This window comes from unidentified bacterial endosymbiont (assembly GCF_918320885.1).
Classification (GTDB): domain Bacteria; phylum Pseudomonadota; class Gammaproteobacteria; order Enterobacterales.
Window position 1 is genome coordinate 484,227 of the sequence record NZ_OU907312.1, and the last position, 16,380, is coordinate 500,606.

At 50.9% G+C, this 16,380-nt stretch carries 17 protein-coding genes; 16 read left to right on the top strand and 1 reads right to left on the bottom strand.

Features of this window, described 5'->3' with window-relative positions:
• Window position 1: 1 nt before the first annotated feature.
• The 14 genes from fbp to acpS all read left to right on the top strand — a co-directional run bounded on the left by fbp (window position 2) and on the right by acpS (window position 12,693).
• Window positions 2–994, top strand: a complete 993-nt coding sequence (gene fbp / locus NL324_RS02485; RefSeq protein ID WP_253306195.1) for a class 1 fructose-bisphosphatase — start codon at window positions 2–4, stop codon at window positions 992–994.
• A 102-nt stretch (window positions 995–1,096) separates the two neighbouring features.
• Window positions 1,097–1,627, top strand: coding sequence for an inorganic diphosphatase (ppa, locus tag NL324_RS02490; RefSeq protein WP_253306196.1), 531 nt, complete (start codon window positions 1,097–1,099; stop codon window positions 1,625–1,627).
• 81 nt (window positions 1,628–1,708) lie between these two features.
• Window positions 1,709–2,491 carry a F0F1 ATP synthase subunit A gene (gene atpB, locus NL324_RS02495; RefSeq protein WP_253306197.1) on the top strand — a complete coding sequence of 261 codons (783 nt, stop codon included), beginning with the start codon at window positions 1,709–1,711 and terminating at the stop codon, window positions 2,489–2,491.
• A gap of 49 nt (window positions 2,492–2,540) precedes the next feature.
• Window positions 2,541–2,780 (top strand): F0F1 ATP synthase subunit C, encoded by a 240-nt coding sequence (gene atpE / locus NL324_RS02500; protein WP_253306198.1) that lies wholly within the window; start codon window positions 2,541–2,543, stop codon window positions 2,778–2,780.
• A gap of 55 nt (window positions 2,781–2,835) precedes the next feature.
• Window positions 2,836–3,306 (top strand): F0F1 ATP synthase subunit B, encoded by a 471-nt coding sequence (locus NL324_RS02505; RefSeq protein ID WP_253306199.1) that lies wholly within the window; start codon window positions 2,836–2,838, stop codon window positions 3,304–3,306.
• A 30-nt stretch (window positions 3,307–3,336) separates the two neighbouring features.
• On the top strand, window positions 3,337–3,870 hold the full coding sequence (locus NL324_RS02510; protein ID WP_253306200.1) for a F0F1 ATP synthase subunit delta: 534 nt from the start codon (window positions 3,337–3,339) through the stop codon (window positions 3,868–3,870).
• Between the two features lie 15 nt (window positions 3,871–3,885).
• Window positions 3,886–5,427, top strand: coding sequence for a F0F1 ATP synthase subunit alpha (gene atpA, locus NL324_RS02515; RefSeq protein ID WP_253306201.1), 1,542 nt, complete (start codon window positions 3,886–3,888; stop codon window positions 5,425–5,427).
• Between the two features lie 54 nt (window positions 5,428–5,481).
• Window positions 5,482–6,345 carry a F0F1 ATP synthase subunit gamma gene (atpG, locus tag NL324_RS02520; protein WP_253306202.1) on the top strand — a complete coding sequence of 288 codons (864 nt, stop codon included), beginning with the start codon at window positions 5,482–5,484 and terminating at the stop codon, window positions 6,343–6,345.
• Window positions 6,346–6,375: 30 nt separating this feature from the next.
• Complete coding sequence (atpD, locus tag NL324_RS02525; RefSeq protein ID WP_253306203.1) at window positions 6,376–7,752, top strand: F0F1 ATP synthase subunit beta; 1,377 nt, start codon at window positions 6,376–6,378, stop codon at window positions 7,750–7,752.
• Between the two features lie 24 nt (window positions 7,753–7,776).
• Window positions 7,777–8,202, top strand: a complete 426-nt coding sequence (locus NL324_RS02530) for a F0F1 ATP synthase subunit epsilon (RefSeq protein ID WP_253307104.1) — start codon at window positions 7,777–7,779, stop codon at window positions 8,200–8,202.
• A gap of 6 nt (window positions 8,203–8,208) precedes the next feature.
• Window positions 8,209–9,597 carry a bifunctional UDP-N-acetylglucosamine diphosphorylase/glucosamine-1-phosphate N-acetyltransferase GlmU gene (gene glmU, locus NL324_RS02535; RefSeq protein WP_253306204.1) on the top strand — a complete coding sequence of 463 codons (1,389 nt, stop codon included), beginning with the start codon at window positions 8,209–8,211 and terminating at the stop codon, window positions 9,595–9,597.
• A 61-nt stretch (window positions 9,598–9,658) separates the two neighbouring features.
• Entirely contained in the window at window positions 9,659–11,524 is a 1,866-nt protein-coding gene (glmS, locus tag NL324_RS02540) for a glutamine--fructose-6-phosphate transaminase (isomerizing) (RefSeq protein ID WP_253306205.1), read from the top strand.
• A 63-nt stretch (window positions 11,525–11,587) separates the two neighbouring features.
• Window positions 11,588–12,316: a pyridoxine 5'-phosphate synthase gene (pdxJ, locus tag NL324_RS02545; protein WP_253307105.1), complete on the top strand. Its 729-nt coding sequence runs from the start codon at window positions 11,588–11,590 to the stop codon at window positions 12,314–12,316.
• Window positions 12,313–12,693, top strand: a complete 381-nt coding sequence (acpS, locus tag NL324_RS02550; RefSeq protein WP_253306206.1) for a holo-ACP synthase — start codon at window positions 12,313–12,315, stop codon at window positions 12,691–12,693. Before pdxJ ends, acpS begins: the two co-directional genes overlap by 4 nt.
• A gap of 4 nt (window positions 12,694–12,697) precedes the next feature.
• Here acpS and NL324_RS02555 read toward each other — a convergent pair whose 3' ends face one another.
• Window positions 12,698–13,204, bottom strand: coding sequence for an Hpt domain-containing protein (locus NL324_RS02555; RefSeq protein ID WP_253306207.1), 507 nt, complete (start codon window positions 13,202–13,204; stop codon window positions 12,698–12,700).
• A gap of 356 nt (window positions 13,205–13,560) precedes the next feature.
• Between NL324_RS02555 and pckA the strand changes: the two genes are divergently transcribed.
• The gene (pckA, locus tag NL324_RS02560; RefSeq protein WP_253306208.1) at window positions 13,561–15,210 is read left to right on the top strand and encodes a phosphoenolpyruvate carboxykinase (ATP); all 1,650 of its coding nucleotides are present in this window, start codon (window positions 13,561–13,563) and stop codon (window positions 15,208–15,210) included.
• 150 nt (window positions 15,211–15,360) lie between these two features.
• Window positions 15,361–16,335 (top strand): LysR substrate-binding domain-containing protein, encoded by a 975-nt coding sequence (locus tag NL324_RS02565; protein WP_253306209.1) that lies wholly within the window; start codon window positions 15,361–15,363, stop codon window positions 16,333–16,335.
• Window positions 16,336–16,380: the final 45 nt, after the last annotated feature.

A 16,380-nucleotide genomic window follows, 5' to 3' on the forward strand; every position in this document is an offset into this window, starting at 1 on the left:
GATGAAGACATTAGGCGAATTTATTGTAGAGAAGCAACACGATTTTTCACAGGCTACCGGCGAGCTGACCGCCCTGTTAGCCTCGGTTAAATTGGCGGCCAAAATCGTACACCGGGATATCAATAAAGCAGGTTTAGTGGATATTTTAGGGGGTAATGGTGTTCATAACGTGCAGTGTGAGGCACAGACCAAACTAGATGCCTTCGCTAATGAGACCTTCAAAGCGGCATTAGAAGCCCGGGGTGAGGTTGCGGGCATTGCCTCCGAAGAGGAAGAGCACCTGATTGCTTTTAACAGTGAACGAGCGCGTGCTGCTAAGTATGTCGTGTTATTGGATCCCCTGGATGGATCATCTAATTGTGATGTCAATGTCTCCGTTGGGACCATTTTCTCGATTTATCGGAGAGTATCCCCTCTGGGTACCGCCGTCACACTCGCCGATTTTTTACAACCGGGTCAGCAGCAGATTGCAGCCGGTTACGTGATCTATGGTTCATCGACCATGCTGGTGTACACCACTGGTCATGGGACTCATGGCTTTACTTATGATCCCACTCTGGGGGTGTTTTGTCTGTCGCACGAGAACATCCGCGCACCGACTCAGGGCACGCTTTACTCGATTAATGAGGGTAATCAGCACTATTTTCCGCTGGGGGTCAAGCGGTACCTTCAGTACTGCCAAACCCCGGATCCAGCCACCAGTCGCCCCTACAGTGCCCGCTATATTGGCTCTCTAGTGGCTGATTTTCACCGTAATTTATTAAAAGGGGGGATCTACCTTTATCCGCGTACCCCCCCCTATCCTCAGGGTAAATTACGGTTGCTGTATGAGTGTAATCCTATCGCTTTTTTGGCCGAACAAGCCGGCGGCCGCGCCAGTAATGGTGGCCAACGTATTCTGGATATCCAGCCAACCACCTTGCATCAACGCTCTCCTCTGTTTGTTGGTTCAATCACGATGATGGACCAGCTAGAATCTTTTTTGAAGGAATAGACCGATATAGACTAATAAAAAAGGACTTTTCTTCTGACTATTGCGCTGCACCAGGCTATACTATGCCCCTAAAGAACTAGGGGTCTTGCAAGGACTATTAAGATGAGTTTACAGTGCGTGCCCTCAGGCAGAGATATCCCAGAAGATATTTATGTCATCATTGAGATCCCAGCCCACTCTGATCCCATTAAATATGAAGTGGATAAACAGTGCGGTGCTGTGTTTGTGGACCGCTTTATTGCAACACCAATGTTCTATCCTTGTAACTATGGGTACATGAATGGGACCTTGGCTGAAGATGGTGATCCGCTAGATGTTTTGGTGCCGACTCCCTATCCGTTACAGATTGGTTCAGTGATTCGTTGTCGTCCAGTCGCCCTGTTCTGCATGCAGGATGATAGCGGGAAAGATGCCAAAGTGATCGCGGTCCCTCACCATAAGCTCACATCAGCTTATGAGATGATTCGCGATGTTGAGGAGTTGCCTGCGCTTTTAAAAGCGCAGATACAGCATTTCTTCGAGCATTATAAAGCGCTGGAGCCAGGCAAATGGGTGACTATCCAAGGTTGGCAAAACCATCAGGCTGCCAAGGATGAGATTATGGCTGCTGTTCGACGTGCACAAGGAGCATAAACAGCACGGGTCGTATATCAGGGATCCACAGAACACAGGGGCGCACAATAGGCGCTAGGAATAAAGGTAAACGCAGCTCATATGACTGCCACGACAAAAGCGCTTACGGCACAACAGTATATTGCACACCATCTACAACATTATCACTTAGGTTCAGGTTTTTGGTCGCTGCACATCGATTCGCTCTTCTTTTCAGTGGGATTGGGTGTGCTGTTTTTATGGCTACTGTACAAGACGGCGATTAAAGCGACTTCGGCAGTGCCTAGTAAGTGGCAATGTGCGGTTGAAATGGTGGTTGATTTTGTCAATGACTCTGTTCAAGAAGTTTTTCAGAGTAAAGACCGCCTCATAGCGCCGCTGTCGCTGACTATTTTTGTCTGGGTATTCTTGATGAACAGCCTGGATCTGCTGCCGGTTGATCTGCTGCCGATAGTAGCGCAACGCGCGGGCCTGGAGCACTTGCGGGTGGTGCCCTCTGCTGACGTTAATATCACCTTGTCGCTGTCGCTGGGTGTGTTCTTTTTGATCTTATTTTATAGTATACGGATGCAGGGAATGCGAGGGACTTTTCGATCATTGGCCTTGCATCCTTTCAACCATTGGCTGTTTATACCCATTAATCTGTTATTGGAAACGCTCTCTTTACTAGCCAAGCCACTATCGCTGGGGTTGCGGCTATTTGGTAATATGTATGCCGGTGAATTGATTTTTATTTTAATCAGTGCGCTGCTGCCTTGGTGGGCACAGTGGGCTTTTTCAGTGCCTTGGGCTATTTTTCACATTGTCGTGATTGCCTTACAAGCGTTTATTTTTATGGTGCTGACGATTGTTTACCTCGCTATGGCGGGCGAGGGTCATGATTAAAGGCTCGGTACTCATCCAAATTATTGTCTGTTAACCTCAGGAGTTTGTCATGGGATCTGTTAGTGTTGATTTGTATGTGCTGGCTGCCGGCATGTTGGGAATTGCTGCGATCAGTGCAGCGATAGGCATTAGTATGGTGGGATGTAAATTCCTAGAGGGCGCCGCTAGGCAGCCTGATTTAATGCCGAAGTTACGCACGCAATTTCTCATCGTGATGGGGATGATTGATGTGATTCCAATGTTAACAGTGGCGGTTGCGCTCTACTTTATTTTTGGGCTGCCTCATTAATCGCGTTGACCGTTGAGCAAACGGCAGAGTTTGATCCAATGAAGGAGGTTAGCCGATGAATTTGAATGCCACGCTACTCGGTCAGGCGATCGCTTTTGTTTTGTTTGTTTTGTTTTGCATGAAATATGTTTGGCCACCATTGTTAGCTGCCATTGAGGCACGTCAGCAGCTGATTGCCGAAGGATTAGCTGCCGCTGAGGAGGCAAAAAAAGCCTTGAAGTTGGCGCAATCTGAAGGGGCGGTTCAACTGCTAAAAGCTAAAAATCAAGCGCAAGTCATCATTGATCAGGCCAATAGACAGCGGACTCAGATCCTGGAGGAAGCGAAAATCAAAGCGCAGCGAGAGCGCACCAAGATTTTAGCGCAAGCTCGGGTTGACGCGGAGCAGATCTGTAAGCGTGAGCATGAAGCGCTACGTCAACAGTTTGGGCAATTGGTGGTGCTGGCTACCGAGAAATTAATCAATTGTACGCTAGATAGCGATACCAGCCAGCAGATCGTGGAACAGCTGGTGGCGGAACTGTAGGGTGGCTAAATCCGTGGGAAAGAGGTTTTGATGATGGAACTGCTCGGTGTTGCACGCCCTTACGCCACCGCCGCCTTTGAATTTGCGCGCTTGCAGAAAGACATTGACCATTGGCAGCACCTGCTCCGTTTTGCGGCACAGGTGAGCAGCGATCCCCAGATGGTCAGGCTATTGACCAATCCGTTAACGGCTGCTCTAGGCGCTGATCTCTTACAGGAAATTTGTCAAACAGCGCTGGATACCTACGCGAAAAATTTCCTGCGACTGATGGCACAAAACGGTCGCTTAATGGCGCTACCCATGGTTTGGAAACAATTTACGGCGTTGCAGCAAGCTTATGAGCAACAGGTCACGGTTGAAGTGATAGCAGCCGCTTCTTTAACCAGCGAGCAGCTGCAACGGCTGAGCACCGCATTAACTCGGCGGTTAGCTTGCGGTGTCACCTTACAATGCCGCGTCGATCCCACCTTATTAGCTGGCCTAATGATTCGTCTAGGAGATTGGAGCATTGATGGCAGTGTCCGGGGCCGGCTCAATCGATTAGCACAGCAGTTGCAGGCTTAAAAGAGAGAATAAACCATGCCACTGAATCCGAACGAGATTAGTGAACTGATTCAACAACGGATTGCTCAGTTCAATATTAGTAGTGAATTAACCCATCAAGGCACGATTGTGGCCGTTTATGATGGCATTATCCGTATTCATGGCCTGTCTGAAGTGATGCAAGGTGAGGTGATACAACTGCCTGGAGAGCGCTATGCGCTGGCGCTTAACTTAGAGCGAGATGCGGTGGGTGCTGTGGTCATGGGGCCCTACGCCGATCTAGTGGAGGGGATGACGGTTCGGAGTACTGGTCGGGGGTTGGAAGTACCAGTGGGCCACGGGTTACTCGGGCGTGTGTTGAATACTTTAGGTCAACCTATTGATGGAAAAGGTAGCCTCGACTATGACCATTATGCCCCAGTTGAGGTGATAGCACCTGGCGTCATTGAGCGTCAATCGGTGGATCAGCCGCTACAGACTGGCTATAAAGCCATTGATTCCATGGTACCGATTGGCCGAGGACAGCGTGAGCTGATCATTGGCGATCGGCAAACGGGAAAAACCGCGTTGGCCATCGATACCATTATCAATCAACGTCATTCAGGTATTCACTGTATCTACGTGGCGATTGGTCAAAAAGCTTCTACCGTGGCTGATGTAGTGCGACAATTGGAAGAGCATGGGGCTTTGGCCCATACGATTGTTGTGGTGGCTTCGGCTGCGGAATCTGCCGCTTTACAATATTTGGCCCCTTATGCGGGCTGTACCATGGGTGAATATTTTCGCGATCGGGGTGGAGATGCCTTGATTGTTTATGATGATCTCTCTAAACAAGCGGTGGCTTATCGGCAGATTTCTCTGCTATTACGGCGTCCACCTGGGCGTGAAGCCTTTCCTGGGGATATCTTTTATATTCACTCACGTCTGCTAGAACGGGCAGCTCGGGTTAGTCCAGCCTATGTAGAGACGTTTACTCAGGGTAAAGTCAAAGGACGTAGCGGTTCATTAACGGCACTGCCCATTGTTGAAACCCAAGAGGGCGATGTTTCAGCGTTTGTCCCGACCAATGTTATTTCGATTACTGATGGGCAGATTTTTCTGGAAAATACCCTATTCAATGCTGGAATCCGTCCAGCGATTAATCCCGGGATTTCAGTCTCTCGGGTGGGTGGTGCGGCACAAAGCAAACTGATTCGCCGGCTGTCTGGTGGGGTACGCACGGCATTGGCGCAGTATCGGGAACTGGCCGCTTTTTCACAATTTGCTGCTGATTTGGATGAGATCACCCGTAAGCAGTTAGCGCATGGTCAGAAGGTGACAGAGCTGTTAAAGCAGTCACGCTATGCACCGCTGTCGATTGCTGGCCAGGCCCTGCTGCTGTTTGCGGTAGAACATCACTATTTAGAGCAGGTTCCGGTTACCGAGATCCAAAATTTTGAAAAGGCGTTGCTCAGTTATGCGCAGCGGGAATACTCCCAGTTTTATAACCAAATTAGCGTGACTGGCGTGTACGATAAGCTGGTTGAAAAGACCCTCAAGCAGATCCTCGAGGCTTTTAAGACAGGACACACCTGGTGAGTAGCGGTGCCATAGGGAGTCGAGGGTGGTTTTTCAGTGAGGCAGTGAGGCACGATGTCCAGTAAAAAAGAGATCCATAGTAAGATTGGCAGCGTGCGCAATACTCAAACCATGACTCAAGCAATGAAAACCATGGCGAGATCTAAAATGGCAAAAACCCAAGTGCAGATGGCGACCAGTCGTCCCTATGCCCAGGCCATTCGTTCGGTCATTGGCCATATTGCCTTGGCAGATCTAGCTTATCAACCTCCTTACTTAGAAGTGCGACCAGTCAACCGGGTCGGCTTCTTGGTGGTAGCCAGTGATCGTGGCCTATGTGGTGGATTGAATACCAAGGTATTCAAAAAATTATTAGAGGAGATCCATCACTGGACTGAGCAGGAAGTTGCCGTAGAGTTGGCGCTGATTGGTGCCAAAGCGATCACTTTTTTCAATACGACTGGGATCCCAGTCGTCGCCCAGATCGAGGGATTGGGTGACCATCCACAGTTGGCCGATTTGATTGGCGTGGTGACGGCGGCGCTCGCTGCCTATCACCAACAAAAGTGGGATCGCCTCTACCTAGTTTACAATAAATTCGTCAACAGCTTGCGACAGAGTGTCCAGATAGAGTGCTTATTACCACTCCCGAAGGCCCCTGAAGGGGTCGCACACCCAGGGAATTGGGACTATCTGTATGAACCCTCACCGCAGATCTTGTTAGAGACTTTACTGTCACGTTTTATCGAGTCGCAAGTGTATCAAGCCGTCGTGGAAAATTTGGCTTGTGAACAGGCTGCTCGGATGGTTGCCATGCAAACGGCCACGGACAACGCCGGCGATTTAATCGAGGAGCTACAGCGCCTCTATAATGAAAAGCGTCAGGCCAGTATTACCCAAGAGCTGAATGAAATTGTCGCAGGGGCTTCGGCTATTTAGTCACATCGTTAATCGTTTAGAGGTTTAAGAATGACAACGGGGAAGGTTATCCAGGTGATTGGTGCCATTGTGGATGTTGAGTATCCACTGGGTGCGGTCCCGAAGATCTACAATGCTTTGATGATTGTTGATCCACCGTTAGTGCTAGAGGTTCAGCAGCAGTTGGGAGGAGGGGTGGCCCGCTGTATTGCCATGGGGTTTACTGATGGTCTAAAGCGGGGCGTTGAGGTCCGTGATAGTGGGCAGCCGATTACCGTCCCGGTGGGTAAAGGGACCCTGGGGCGTATCATGAATGTGCTCGGTGAGCCGATTGATCAGCAGGGCGAACTGGTCACTGAAACAGAGTGGCCTATCCATCGGTCGCCCCCCAGTTATGCCGATCAGAAGGGCTCCACAGAGCTGTTGGTCACGGGGATCAAAGTGATCGATCTGCTCTGTCCTTTTGCCAAAGGTAGCAAAATAGGGCTATTTGGCGGTGCTGGAGTGGGCAAGACGATCAATATGATGGAGTTAATCCGTAATATTGCCATCGAAAGCGCCGGTTATTCGGTATTTACTGGGGTCGGTGAGCGCACACGAGAAGGGAATGACTTTTATCATGAGATGAAAGCTTCCAAGGTACTGGATAAAGTCTCTTTAGTGTATGGGCAGATGAATGAGCCGCCGGGCAATCGGCTACGGGTTGCCTTGACGGGGTTGACCCTGGCTGAAAAATTTCGCGATGAGGGTCGGGATGTCCTACTCTTTATCGATAATATTTACCGTTATACCTTAGCGGGTACGGAAGTTTCAGCCCTATTAGGCCGGATGCCTTCAGCTGTGGGCTACCAACCGACCTTAGCGGAAGAGATGGGGGTATTGCAGGAGCGTATTGCCTCTACCCAACAGGGATCCATCACCTCTATTCAAGCCGTCTATGTTCCGGCCGATGATTTGACCGATCCGTCACCAGCCACCACCTTTTCCCATTTAGATGCCTCCGTAGTATTAAGTCGTCGAGTCGCCTCCTCGGGGATCTATCCAGCGATTGATCCACTAGAATCACGCTCTCGACAGCTTGATCCCCACATCGTGGGCTCTGAGCACTATGAGGTCGCACGGCGGGTACAAGCGATGCTACAGCGTTATAAAGAGTTGAAAGATCTGATTGCTATTTTGGGAATGGATGAGCTATCTGAAGAGGATAAATTAGTCGTATCCCGTGCTCGTAAAGTTGAACGATTCTTATCGCAACCCTTTTTCGTAGCAGAGATTTTTACGAATGTTCCCGGCCGCTACGTCTCGCTTAAAGAGAATATTTATGGTTTTGATGCCATTTTATCAGGAGAGTATGACCATTTGCCCGAACAGGCGTTTTATATGGTGGGCAACCTAGATGAAGCCATTACCAAGGCACAGCGACTGTAATTGCTGAAGCGAAGAGGATCTATGGTGGCGGCAACCTTTCAATTAGCAGTGGTGAGTGCAGAGCAGCAGCTGTTTTCTGGCGTCGTGAATAAGATCCGCATCACGGGGATTCAAGGTGAGTTGGGGATTTATCCGAATCACGCCCCGTTATTAACGGCTATCAAGCCTGGGATGGTGGCGCTATCGATCCCGCACGCTCCAGAGGAGCGCTTTATCTATCTCTCTGGAGGCGTGCTGGAGGTCCAACCGTGGATGGTTACGGTGCTGGCGGACACTGCCATTCGGGGGGAAGAGTTAGATGAAGCGAGAGCGCTACAGGCGAAGCAACAGGCAGAACAACAGATCCATCATTTCCATGGCGATCGCAGTTATGCACAAGCGACCGCTGAGTTGGCGAAAGCTTTGGCTCAATTAAGAGTGATTGAGCTGGTCAAAAAAACGCGGCAGTAACCCCTGATGCTGCCAGCGATTGCTTATACGGTGAGTGCGGTGATTTTAGCGGCTGGCCGTGGCAGTCGCATGCACTCAGCACAACCTAAGGTGCTACATCCCCTAGCCGGCAAAGCGTTGGTTCAGCACGTCATTGATACCGCTTGGCAACTGCCGATTGAGCAGTGTTATCTGGTCTATGGGCAGGCGGGTGAGCAGCTACAAGCACACTTAGGCACACAGCCACTGCAGTGGGTGCAGCAAGCCTCACCGCGGGGTACCGGCGATGCTGTACGCCAGGTACTCCCCTATTGGCAGGGAGAACAGGCCCTACTAGTCCTCTATGGGGATGTCCCTTTAATCACCCCTGAGACTTTACAGCAGCTATTACGTGCTAAACCAGCAGGGGGGATCAGCCTACTGACTGCTGAAGTGGCGGATCCAACGGGTTATGGTCGGATCTGCCGCGCTGATCAACAGGTGGTGGGGATTGTTGAACACCAGGAAGCGGATCTGCAACAGCGGCAGATCCGGGAGATCAATAGCGGCATACTGGTCGCCGACGTCGCTGATTTACAACGATGGTTAGGGCAGCTATCCAATCATAATGCTGCCCAAGAGTTTTATCTTACTGATATTATCGCCTTGGCCTACGCAGAAGGGCGACCCATTGAAACAGTTCAGCCAGCTTTACAGTGGGAAATTAGCGGGGTCAATGATCGGCAGCAACTAGCTCAGTTAGAGCGTCGTTATCAGTTGTTACAAGCTGAGCGACTGTTGCTGGCTGGGGTGACGCTGTCTGATCCTAGTCGATTTGATCTCCGAGGAGCGTTGATCCATGGGCAGGATGTCGTCATTGACAGCAATGTCCTCTTACAAGGCCAAGTGGTCTTAGGCGATAGAGTCACCATTGGTGTTGGATCTATCCTGAGTAACTGCACGATTGGTGATGATTGCCAAATCAAACCCTATACCCTGATTGAAGAGAGTCGCCTTGGCAATGGTTGCACCGTGGGACCCTTTGCCCGTTTACGGCCAGGCAATGAACTGCAGGCCTCCGCCAGCATTGGTAATTTTATTGAGCTCAAGCAGTGTCGGATCGGATCGGGCTCCAAAGCGGGTCATTTCGGCTACCTAGGCAATGCTGAGATTGGCACGGGCGTGAACATTGGTGCTGGGACCATCACCTGTAACTACAATGGCGCTGATAAATTGACAACGGTGCTGGGTGATGGGGTATTTATTGGGGCCGGCAGCCAACTGGTGGCCCCTATCAGCATTGGCGCTAATGCCACCATCGGCGCTGGGACCACGGTGACGCAAGCTGTTGCCCAAGAGGAGCTGGTCATTCGCCGAACGCCTCAGACGCATATACAGGGCTGGCAGCGGCCAGGACGCGCTGCTAAAAAAAGATGATCAGCCACTCTAATCCTTCTCAGTTCTCATCACTTCTGTCGCTATTAAAGGTGTAAAAGCTATGTGTGGAATTATTGCAGCCGTGGCGCAACGGGATGTCGTCGGTTGGTTATTGGCCGGCTTGGCACGCCTAGAATATCGTGGTTATGATTCGGCAGGCCTTGCGATAGTGGATTCACAAGGCAAGTTACAACGGATCCGGCGGGTTGGCAAGGTTCAAACCTTGACCGCTGCCGTTCAGCAGGCTGGGCTGCAGGGTCACTGCGGGATGGCCCATACCCGTTGGGCTACCCATGGACCCTTGACTGAAGTGAATGCCCATCCCCACCTGAGCCAGTCGATTGCCGTGGTACATAATGGCATTATTGAAAATCATCAGATATTGCGGGGGCAATTACAACAACGGGGCTACCGGTTTACTTCAGCTACTGATAGCGAAGTGATTGCCCATTTAGTGCATTGGGAGCAACAGCAGCACCTGGCTCAGCAGGCCGAGGGTGGGGGTTCAACCGCCCCTTTGAAGTTGCGTACCGCCGTTCAGCGGGTGATCCCGCAATTACAGGGCAGTTATGGAATTGTCGTCCTAGATAGCCAGGATCCAACGTGCTTAGTGGCTGTACGCTGTGGTAGTCCTTTGGTGATTGGGTGTAGTGAAACAGCTCACTGTATTGCCTCGGATCAATTCGCTTTACCCGCTGTGATGCGCCAAGTTATTTTCCTGCAGGAGGGGGATCTGGCTGAGATCACGGATCAGCAGCTCACCCTCTGGGATCACCGGGGGCAGCCAGTGGTGCGTCCATGGGTGGAGGCCGCCGTGGAAGAGCACCTCAGTAAGGGTGCTTACCAACACTACATGCAGAAAGAGCTGTATGAGCAGCCGTCGGCTATTCGTCGCACATTAGCTGGACGCCTCACCGCTGATCGTATCGATTTAAGTGAACTGGGGGAGAGGGCAGAGCACTGTTTGCAGCAAGCGCAGCATGTACAGATTGTTGCCTGTGGCACCGCTTATCATGCAGGACTGGTTGCTCGGTACTGGTTTGAAGCGGTGGCAAAAATACCCTGTGATGTGGAGATAGCATCGGAGTTTCGTTATCGACAGCCGATGGTCCGTCAAAATAGTCTGCTCATCGTGCTGTCACAATCTGGCGAGACCGCCGATACGCTGGCAGCCTTACGATTGAGCCAAAGTATGGGCTATTTGGGAAGCTTAGCTTTGTGTAATAACGCCGGCTCCACCTTGGTACGAGAGAGTGATTTTTCCCTGATAACACATGCTGGGCGAGAAATAGGCGTTGCTTCCACCAAAGCCTTTACCACGCAATTGGTTTTGTTACTGCTGCTGGTCGCCCGGTTGGGTCGGTTACGCGGGATGACGCTACAGCAGGAGCAGGCAGTGGTCGTGGCGTTACACACCTTGCCTGAGCGAATGGAACAGCTGCTGCAGTTAGATAAAGCGGTGGAAGCGTTAGCCACCCAATTAGTGCCTGATCGGCATATGATGTTTGTCGGGCGTGGGGTGCACTATCCGGTTGCCATGGAGGGTGCTTTAAAGCTGAAGGAGCTGGCCTATCTGCCTGCCGAAGCTTATGCTGCCGGCGAATTAAAACATGGGCCACTCGCCCTGATTGATGCGCAGATGCCGGTGATTGTATTAGCACCCTGTGATGAACTGTCGGAAAAATTGCAATCCAATATTGAAGAGCTCTGCGCTCGTGGGGGGCGGCTCTATCTGTTAGCTGATGAGCGGCTTGCCATCATGGAACACCCGGCACTCACCTGGATAGCGTTGCCAGCGATGGAGCCCCTGATGTCGCCAATACTCTATACGGTTCCTTTGCAGCTGCTAGCCTATTATATTGCCTTGATGAAGGGTGCCGATATTGATCAACCTCGTCATTTAGCCAAATCAGTCACCGTCGAGTAAAGGCTTGTCGTCTCAATCCATCAAGCGCTTTGAATGAGTAGTGGGGGGTAGGAATTCGTGAAGGTGCATCGACTATTAGGGGTCAATATTGACCATATTGCGACATTGCGCAATCTCCGGGGGGGGGGCTACCCTGATCCACTACAGGCACTGTTCATCGCCGAGCAGGCGGGTGCCGATAGCATCACCGTGCATCTCCGAGAGGATCGTCGTCACATCACCGACCAGGATCTGATCCGCCTCCGTGATGCCGTGCAGACACGACTGAATTTAGAGATGGCCGCCACGGAAGAGATGATAGCCATCGCCTGCACACTCAAGCCGCATCAATGCTGTTTGGTCCCAGAAAGGCGCCAGGAGCAGACCACGGAGTGTGGTTTAGACGTTATCCGCTATCAAGAAGCGATTACCTCGGCAGTCAAGCGGCTATCGGCGGCAGGCATTCAGGTGGCACTCTTTATTGATCCAGATCAGCGTCAAGTGGAAGCTGCAGTGGCTACGGGGGCTTCGGCCATTGAGCTGCACACCGGTGCCTATGCCAGCAGTAGCTTAGCAATGCGCCCGCTAGCGTTGACCTTGTTAGCGCAAATGGCTGACTATGCCGTAGGCCGAGGCCTACGGGTGAACGCTGGGCATGGACTTCATTATCACAATGTACAACCCATTGCGTCGCTAGCAACGCTGCAGGAGCTGAATATTGGCCATGCCATTGTGGCACGTGCCGTGATGCAGGGACTGGCCAGCGCTGTTGCGGAGATGAAACGTCTGATATGCGAAGCCCCTGATCGATGAGTGTAATGGGATTGGGCACTGATATTGTAGAGATTGCTCGTATTGAAGCACTCTCCCTGCGTTACGGGAGTCGTTTAGCCCAGCGGCTGTTAAGTCCGCACGAATGGAACTACTACCAACAGTGCCGTCAGCCGATCCGCTTTCTAGCCAGGCGCTTTGCCGTGAAGGAAGCGGCTGCCAAGGCCTTAGGCATTGGCATTCGACAGGGGATTGCTTTTTGTGATTTTGAGATACAGAACAATGCGTTGGGTAAACCCTGTTTGGTATTGCACCGACGGGCAGCAGAGGTCGCTCGACAGCACGGGGTGACGCGGCATTGGGTCTCTATTGCTGATGAGCGGCGTTATGCCATTGCTACAGTACTATTGGAGTGTTAGGTGATCAGAACAGCCCTGTCACTAGCAGAGCGCTGGCTTGTTCAATCGCGGTGAATTCATCTAATAGCGCCAACCACTCTGGGATCAAGGCCTGCGGATCACTCCCTTGTCGTAGCTGCGATTCCAGGGTGTAGCAGAGCACACTTAACCTAGGAACGCCGCTATAGAGAGTGCCGCCGTGCAGTTTATGAACCCAATCCAGGATATCGGGCGTCTCGACGCCCCGGAGCAGCCGTTGGACTTGTTGGCTTACTTGCGGTAGAAAATTAAGGAGCAATTGGAGTAATTCACGGGCTAACGGTGCTTGATTAGCCGCCCGTTGCAAAGCGAGGGGCCAGTCTAGGCTTTGCAACACCGGGTTCTGAGGGTGTTCACCTCTGAGAGGAGTCGCCTGCTGCAGTGGCAGCATCGAGTCAATCGCAGTGAGCGGTGCTAATCGCTTGTTTGGTGTGGTTTTCAACAGTGTGGTCGCGTGGTGCGGTAAAGCACAGGGTTTGGATTGCGACTCCATCACTACGACACTCCTATCATGTATAATTATTATCTATATATTTTTGATGTTTAATTTATCACGTTATCAGGTAAGTTAGCATCAATTTTCGCTCATTACCACCCTCCGTTGATACGTCCAGCAGACTGCTTCGGTTCATGGATCATTGTTAAATTTTAGGGGGCGTGGATACGATGAGTGGGAAAGTAGAGGCCAGCGTTAGATCTCAATGTGGCACAGTTTTACTATATCGGTGTGCATTCTAGCTTTGAAGATGCGACGTGGCACCACAAATAACCGGATAGTAGTTTCTGACACCCACCCGGGTATGCTATTTTAGGCAGTGACTATCATCACTCCAATTGAGTATCCCTTCTATGAAGCTAGACGCGATCACTCCCCTGATCGATTTAAGCGGCTATGGCATTCAGGCTAGCACCGAGATTATCTATAATCCCAGTTATCACCAACTCTTCGTCGAAGAGACCCAGCCTGAGTTAACAGGCTACCAGCGAGCAACCGTGACGAGCTTAGGTGCTGTTGCGGTGGATACCGGTATTTTTACCGGTCGCTCGCCAAAAGATAAGTATCTGGTGCGTGATGAGAGCACCCGTGATACGGTCTGGTGGTCCGATCGGGGTCGTGGGAACTCTGGTAACCAGCCGCTGTTGCCAGAACAGTGGGTGGTTTTAAAACGTTTGGTCACCCAGCAGTTGTCGCATAAGCGGTTATTTGTGGTTGATGCCTTCTGTGGCGCGAATCCAGCGAGCCGTTTACAGGTACGCTTTATCACCGAAGTCGCCTGGCAAGCGCACTTTGTGAAAAATATGTTTATCCGTCCCACTAGTGCTGAGTTGGTCAATTTTATTCCTGATTTTGTGGTGTTGAATGGGGCACAGTGTACTAACCCCGATTGGCAGAGCATGGGGCTGCACTCCGAGAATTTTATCGCCTTTAATCTCAGTGAACGTATGCAGTTGATTGGTGGCACCTGGTATGGTGGCGAGATGAAAAAGGGACTGTTTTCCGTGATGAACTACTTATTGCCGCAGCGGGGGATTGCCTCGATGCACTGCTCGGCGAATGTCGGAGATCAGGGGGATGTGGCGCTGTTTTTTGGGCTTTCTGGGACGGGGAAAACCACCCTGTCAACCGATCCAAAACGGGCTCTGATCGGGGACGATGAGCATGGTTGGGATGATCAGGGGGTATTTAACTTTGAGGGTGGCTGTTATGCCAAAACCATTCACCTCTCTGCCAGCGCAGAGCCGGAGATCTACCGCGCTATCCGACGGGATGCCCTGTTGGAGAATGTAGTCGTTCGTCTAGATGGCACGGTTGATTTCGATGACGCTTCAAAAACTGAAAATACCCGGGTCTCCTATCCGTTGTACCATATTGATGCTATCGTGAAACCCTTCTCACGAGCAGGGCATGCCAACCGTATCATTTTTTTAACGGCCGACGCGTTTGGGGTATTGCCACCGGTAGCCCTATTAACCCCTGAGCAGACCCAGTATCACTTTCTCTCTGGATTCACCGCTAAGCTCGCTGGCACCGAGCGGGGGATCACTGCACCTCAGCCCACTTTCTCTGCCTGCTTTGGAGCGGCTTTTTTAAGCTTGCACCCTACCCGCTATGCTGAAGTCTTGCTGCAGCGCATGCGTGCTGCCGGGACCACCGTCTATTTGGTGAACACCGGTTGGAACGGTACGGGTCAACGGATCACTATCCAAACCACCCGTGCCATCATTGATGCCATTCTGAATGGGGTGATTGAACAGGTGGAAACCCAACAATTACCCATTTTTGAGCTGGCGATCCCTACTGCCTTACCCGGCATTGACCCAGCGATTTTAGATCCCCGTAATAGCTACTGTGATCATGCCCACTGGCAATTAAAAGCCAATGACTTGGCACAACGCTTTATCGACAATTTCGAACAGTATACTGACACCGCCGCAGGTCAACAGTTAAAATCTGCAGAGCCCAGGCCTCTAGACGTGACTGCCGCTCAGGCTCTATAGCAGCCGAGGCTCCTGTTAGTCAGTGGAGCGGGACACGCAGTAAGAGGAGCCCCCTGGGAAGTTGATTAGCCAAACCAGGGGGATTCGCTGGCAGGCAACGTGCAGTACCTGCTCATTAAGGATTTGTAAACCAGGGAGGTAAGTCACTGTATGAAATTACAGCAGCTTCGTTATATTGTCGAAGTTTCCAACCATGCCCTTAACGTTTCCATGGCAGCAAAGACGTTGTGTACTTCACAACCCAGCATGAGTAAACAGATCCGTCAATTAGAAGATAGTCTGGGTGTGCAAATCTTTGAACGCCATGGTAAGCATTTCACCAGAGTGACCCCAGCGGGCAAAGAGCTAGTCCGAATGGCTCGTGAAATTTTGACTGAGGTTGATAATGCAGAAGCGGTTGCTTGTGAGCAGACCCATCCAGAACAGGGGATATTGACTATATCACCTACTAATAACCAATTACGCTACCAATTACCCTTAATGATTTCTAGTTTCCGGAGGCAATATCCGCAGGTTGTCGTGCAGGCTGGTGAAGGGAGCTCCTTACACACTGTAGAAGCAATGACTAAAGGGAAAATCGATTTTACTATCACTGCTGAAATGGGGAGTCTGTATGATGATATACTGATGCTGCCTTGCTACCATTGGCAATTAGTGGTTGTGGTCCACCGCGAGCATCCCTTAGCATTAAAAAAACAGATTTCAGAAGCAGAACTGACTCACTACCCTTTGGTCACTTACCCCTTAAGTTTTTGGGGGAGAACGATACTCAGCCCACTCTTTAGCCGCACTGAATTGGCCTCCCAGGTTATTTTGACCGCCACAGATTCGGAGTTGCTTAAAGTTTATGTGCGCTTGGGTTTAGGGGTTGGCATTATCGCAAAAATGGCGCTTCACCCCCAGCTGGATTCTGATCTGATATCGCTGGATGCGACGGCCTTTTTACCCATGAACACGACTAAAATAGGCTTCTTACGGGGAAAATTTTTACGTAATTATATGCTTGATTTTATAGCTTATTTTGCTCCACACCTCACAAGAAGTGTCATCGATGCAGCGGCAGCGCTCACGGATAACCAAGCGGTGGATGAGATGTTTAACGCTTTTAAACTGCCCTTAAAATAGCCTTGGATGGGATGGTCGCTTGTCAAATGAGGAATGTTAAACCAG

Bases quoted from the DNA above. Each gene is read 5' to 3' on its own strand.
- fbp (WP_253306195.1), top strand. From the start codon at position 2: ATGAAGACATTAGGCGAATTTATTGTAGAGAAGCAACACGATTTTTCA.
- ppa (WP_253306196.1), top strand. From the start codon at position 1,097: ATGAGTTTACAGTGCGTGCCCTCAGGCAGAGATATCCCAGAAGATATT.
- atpB (WP_253306197.1), top strand. From the start codon at position 1,709: ATGACTGCCACGACAAAAGCGCTTACGGCACAACAGTATATTGCACAC.
- atpE (WP_253306198.1), top strand. From the start codon at position 2,541: ATGGGATCTGTTAGTGTTGATTTGTATGTGCTGGCTGCCGGCATGTTG.
- NL324_RS02505 (WP_253306199.1), top strand. From the start codon at position 2,836: ATGAATTTGAATGCCACGCTACTCGGTCAGGCGATCGCTTTTGTTTTG.
- NL324_RS02510 (WP_253306200.1), top strand. From the start codon at position 3,337: ATGATGGAACTGCTCGGTGTTGCACGCCCTTACGCCACCGCCGCCTTT.
- atpA (WP_253306201.1), top strand. From the start codon at position 3,886: ATGCCACTGAATCCGAACGAGATTAGTGAACTGATTCAACAACGGATT.
- atpG (WP_253306202.1), top strand. From the start codon at position 5,482: ATGTCCAGTAAAAAAGAGATCCATAGTAAGATTGGCAGCGTGCGCAAT.
- atpD (WP_253306203.1), top strand. From the start codon at position 6,376: ATGACAACGGGGAAGGTTATCCAGGTGATTGGTGCCATTGTGGATGTT.
- glmU (WP_253306204.1), top strand. From the start codon at position 8,209: ATGCTGCCAGCGATTGCTTATACGGTGAGTGCGGTGATTTTAGCGGCT.
- glmS (WP_253306205.1), top strand. From the start codon at position 9,659: ATGTGTGGAATTATTGCAGCCGTGGCGCAACGGGATGTCGTCGGTTGG.
- acpS (WP_253306206.1), top strand. From the start codon at position 12,313: ATGAGTGTAATGGGATTGGGCACTGATATTGTAGAGATTGCTCGTATT.
- NL324_RS02555 (WP_253306207.1), bottom strand. From the start codon at position 13,204: ATGGAGTCGCAATCCAAACCCTGTGCTTTACCGCACCACGCGACCACA.
- pckA (WP_253306208.1), top strand. From the start codon at position 13,561: ATGAAGCTAGACGCGATCACTCCCCTGATCGATTTAAGCGGCTATGGC.
- NL324_RS02565 (WP_253306209.1), top strand. From the start codon at position 15,361: ATGAAATTACAGCAGCTTCGTTATATTGTCGAAGTTTCCAACCATGCC.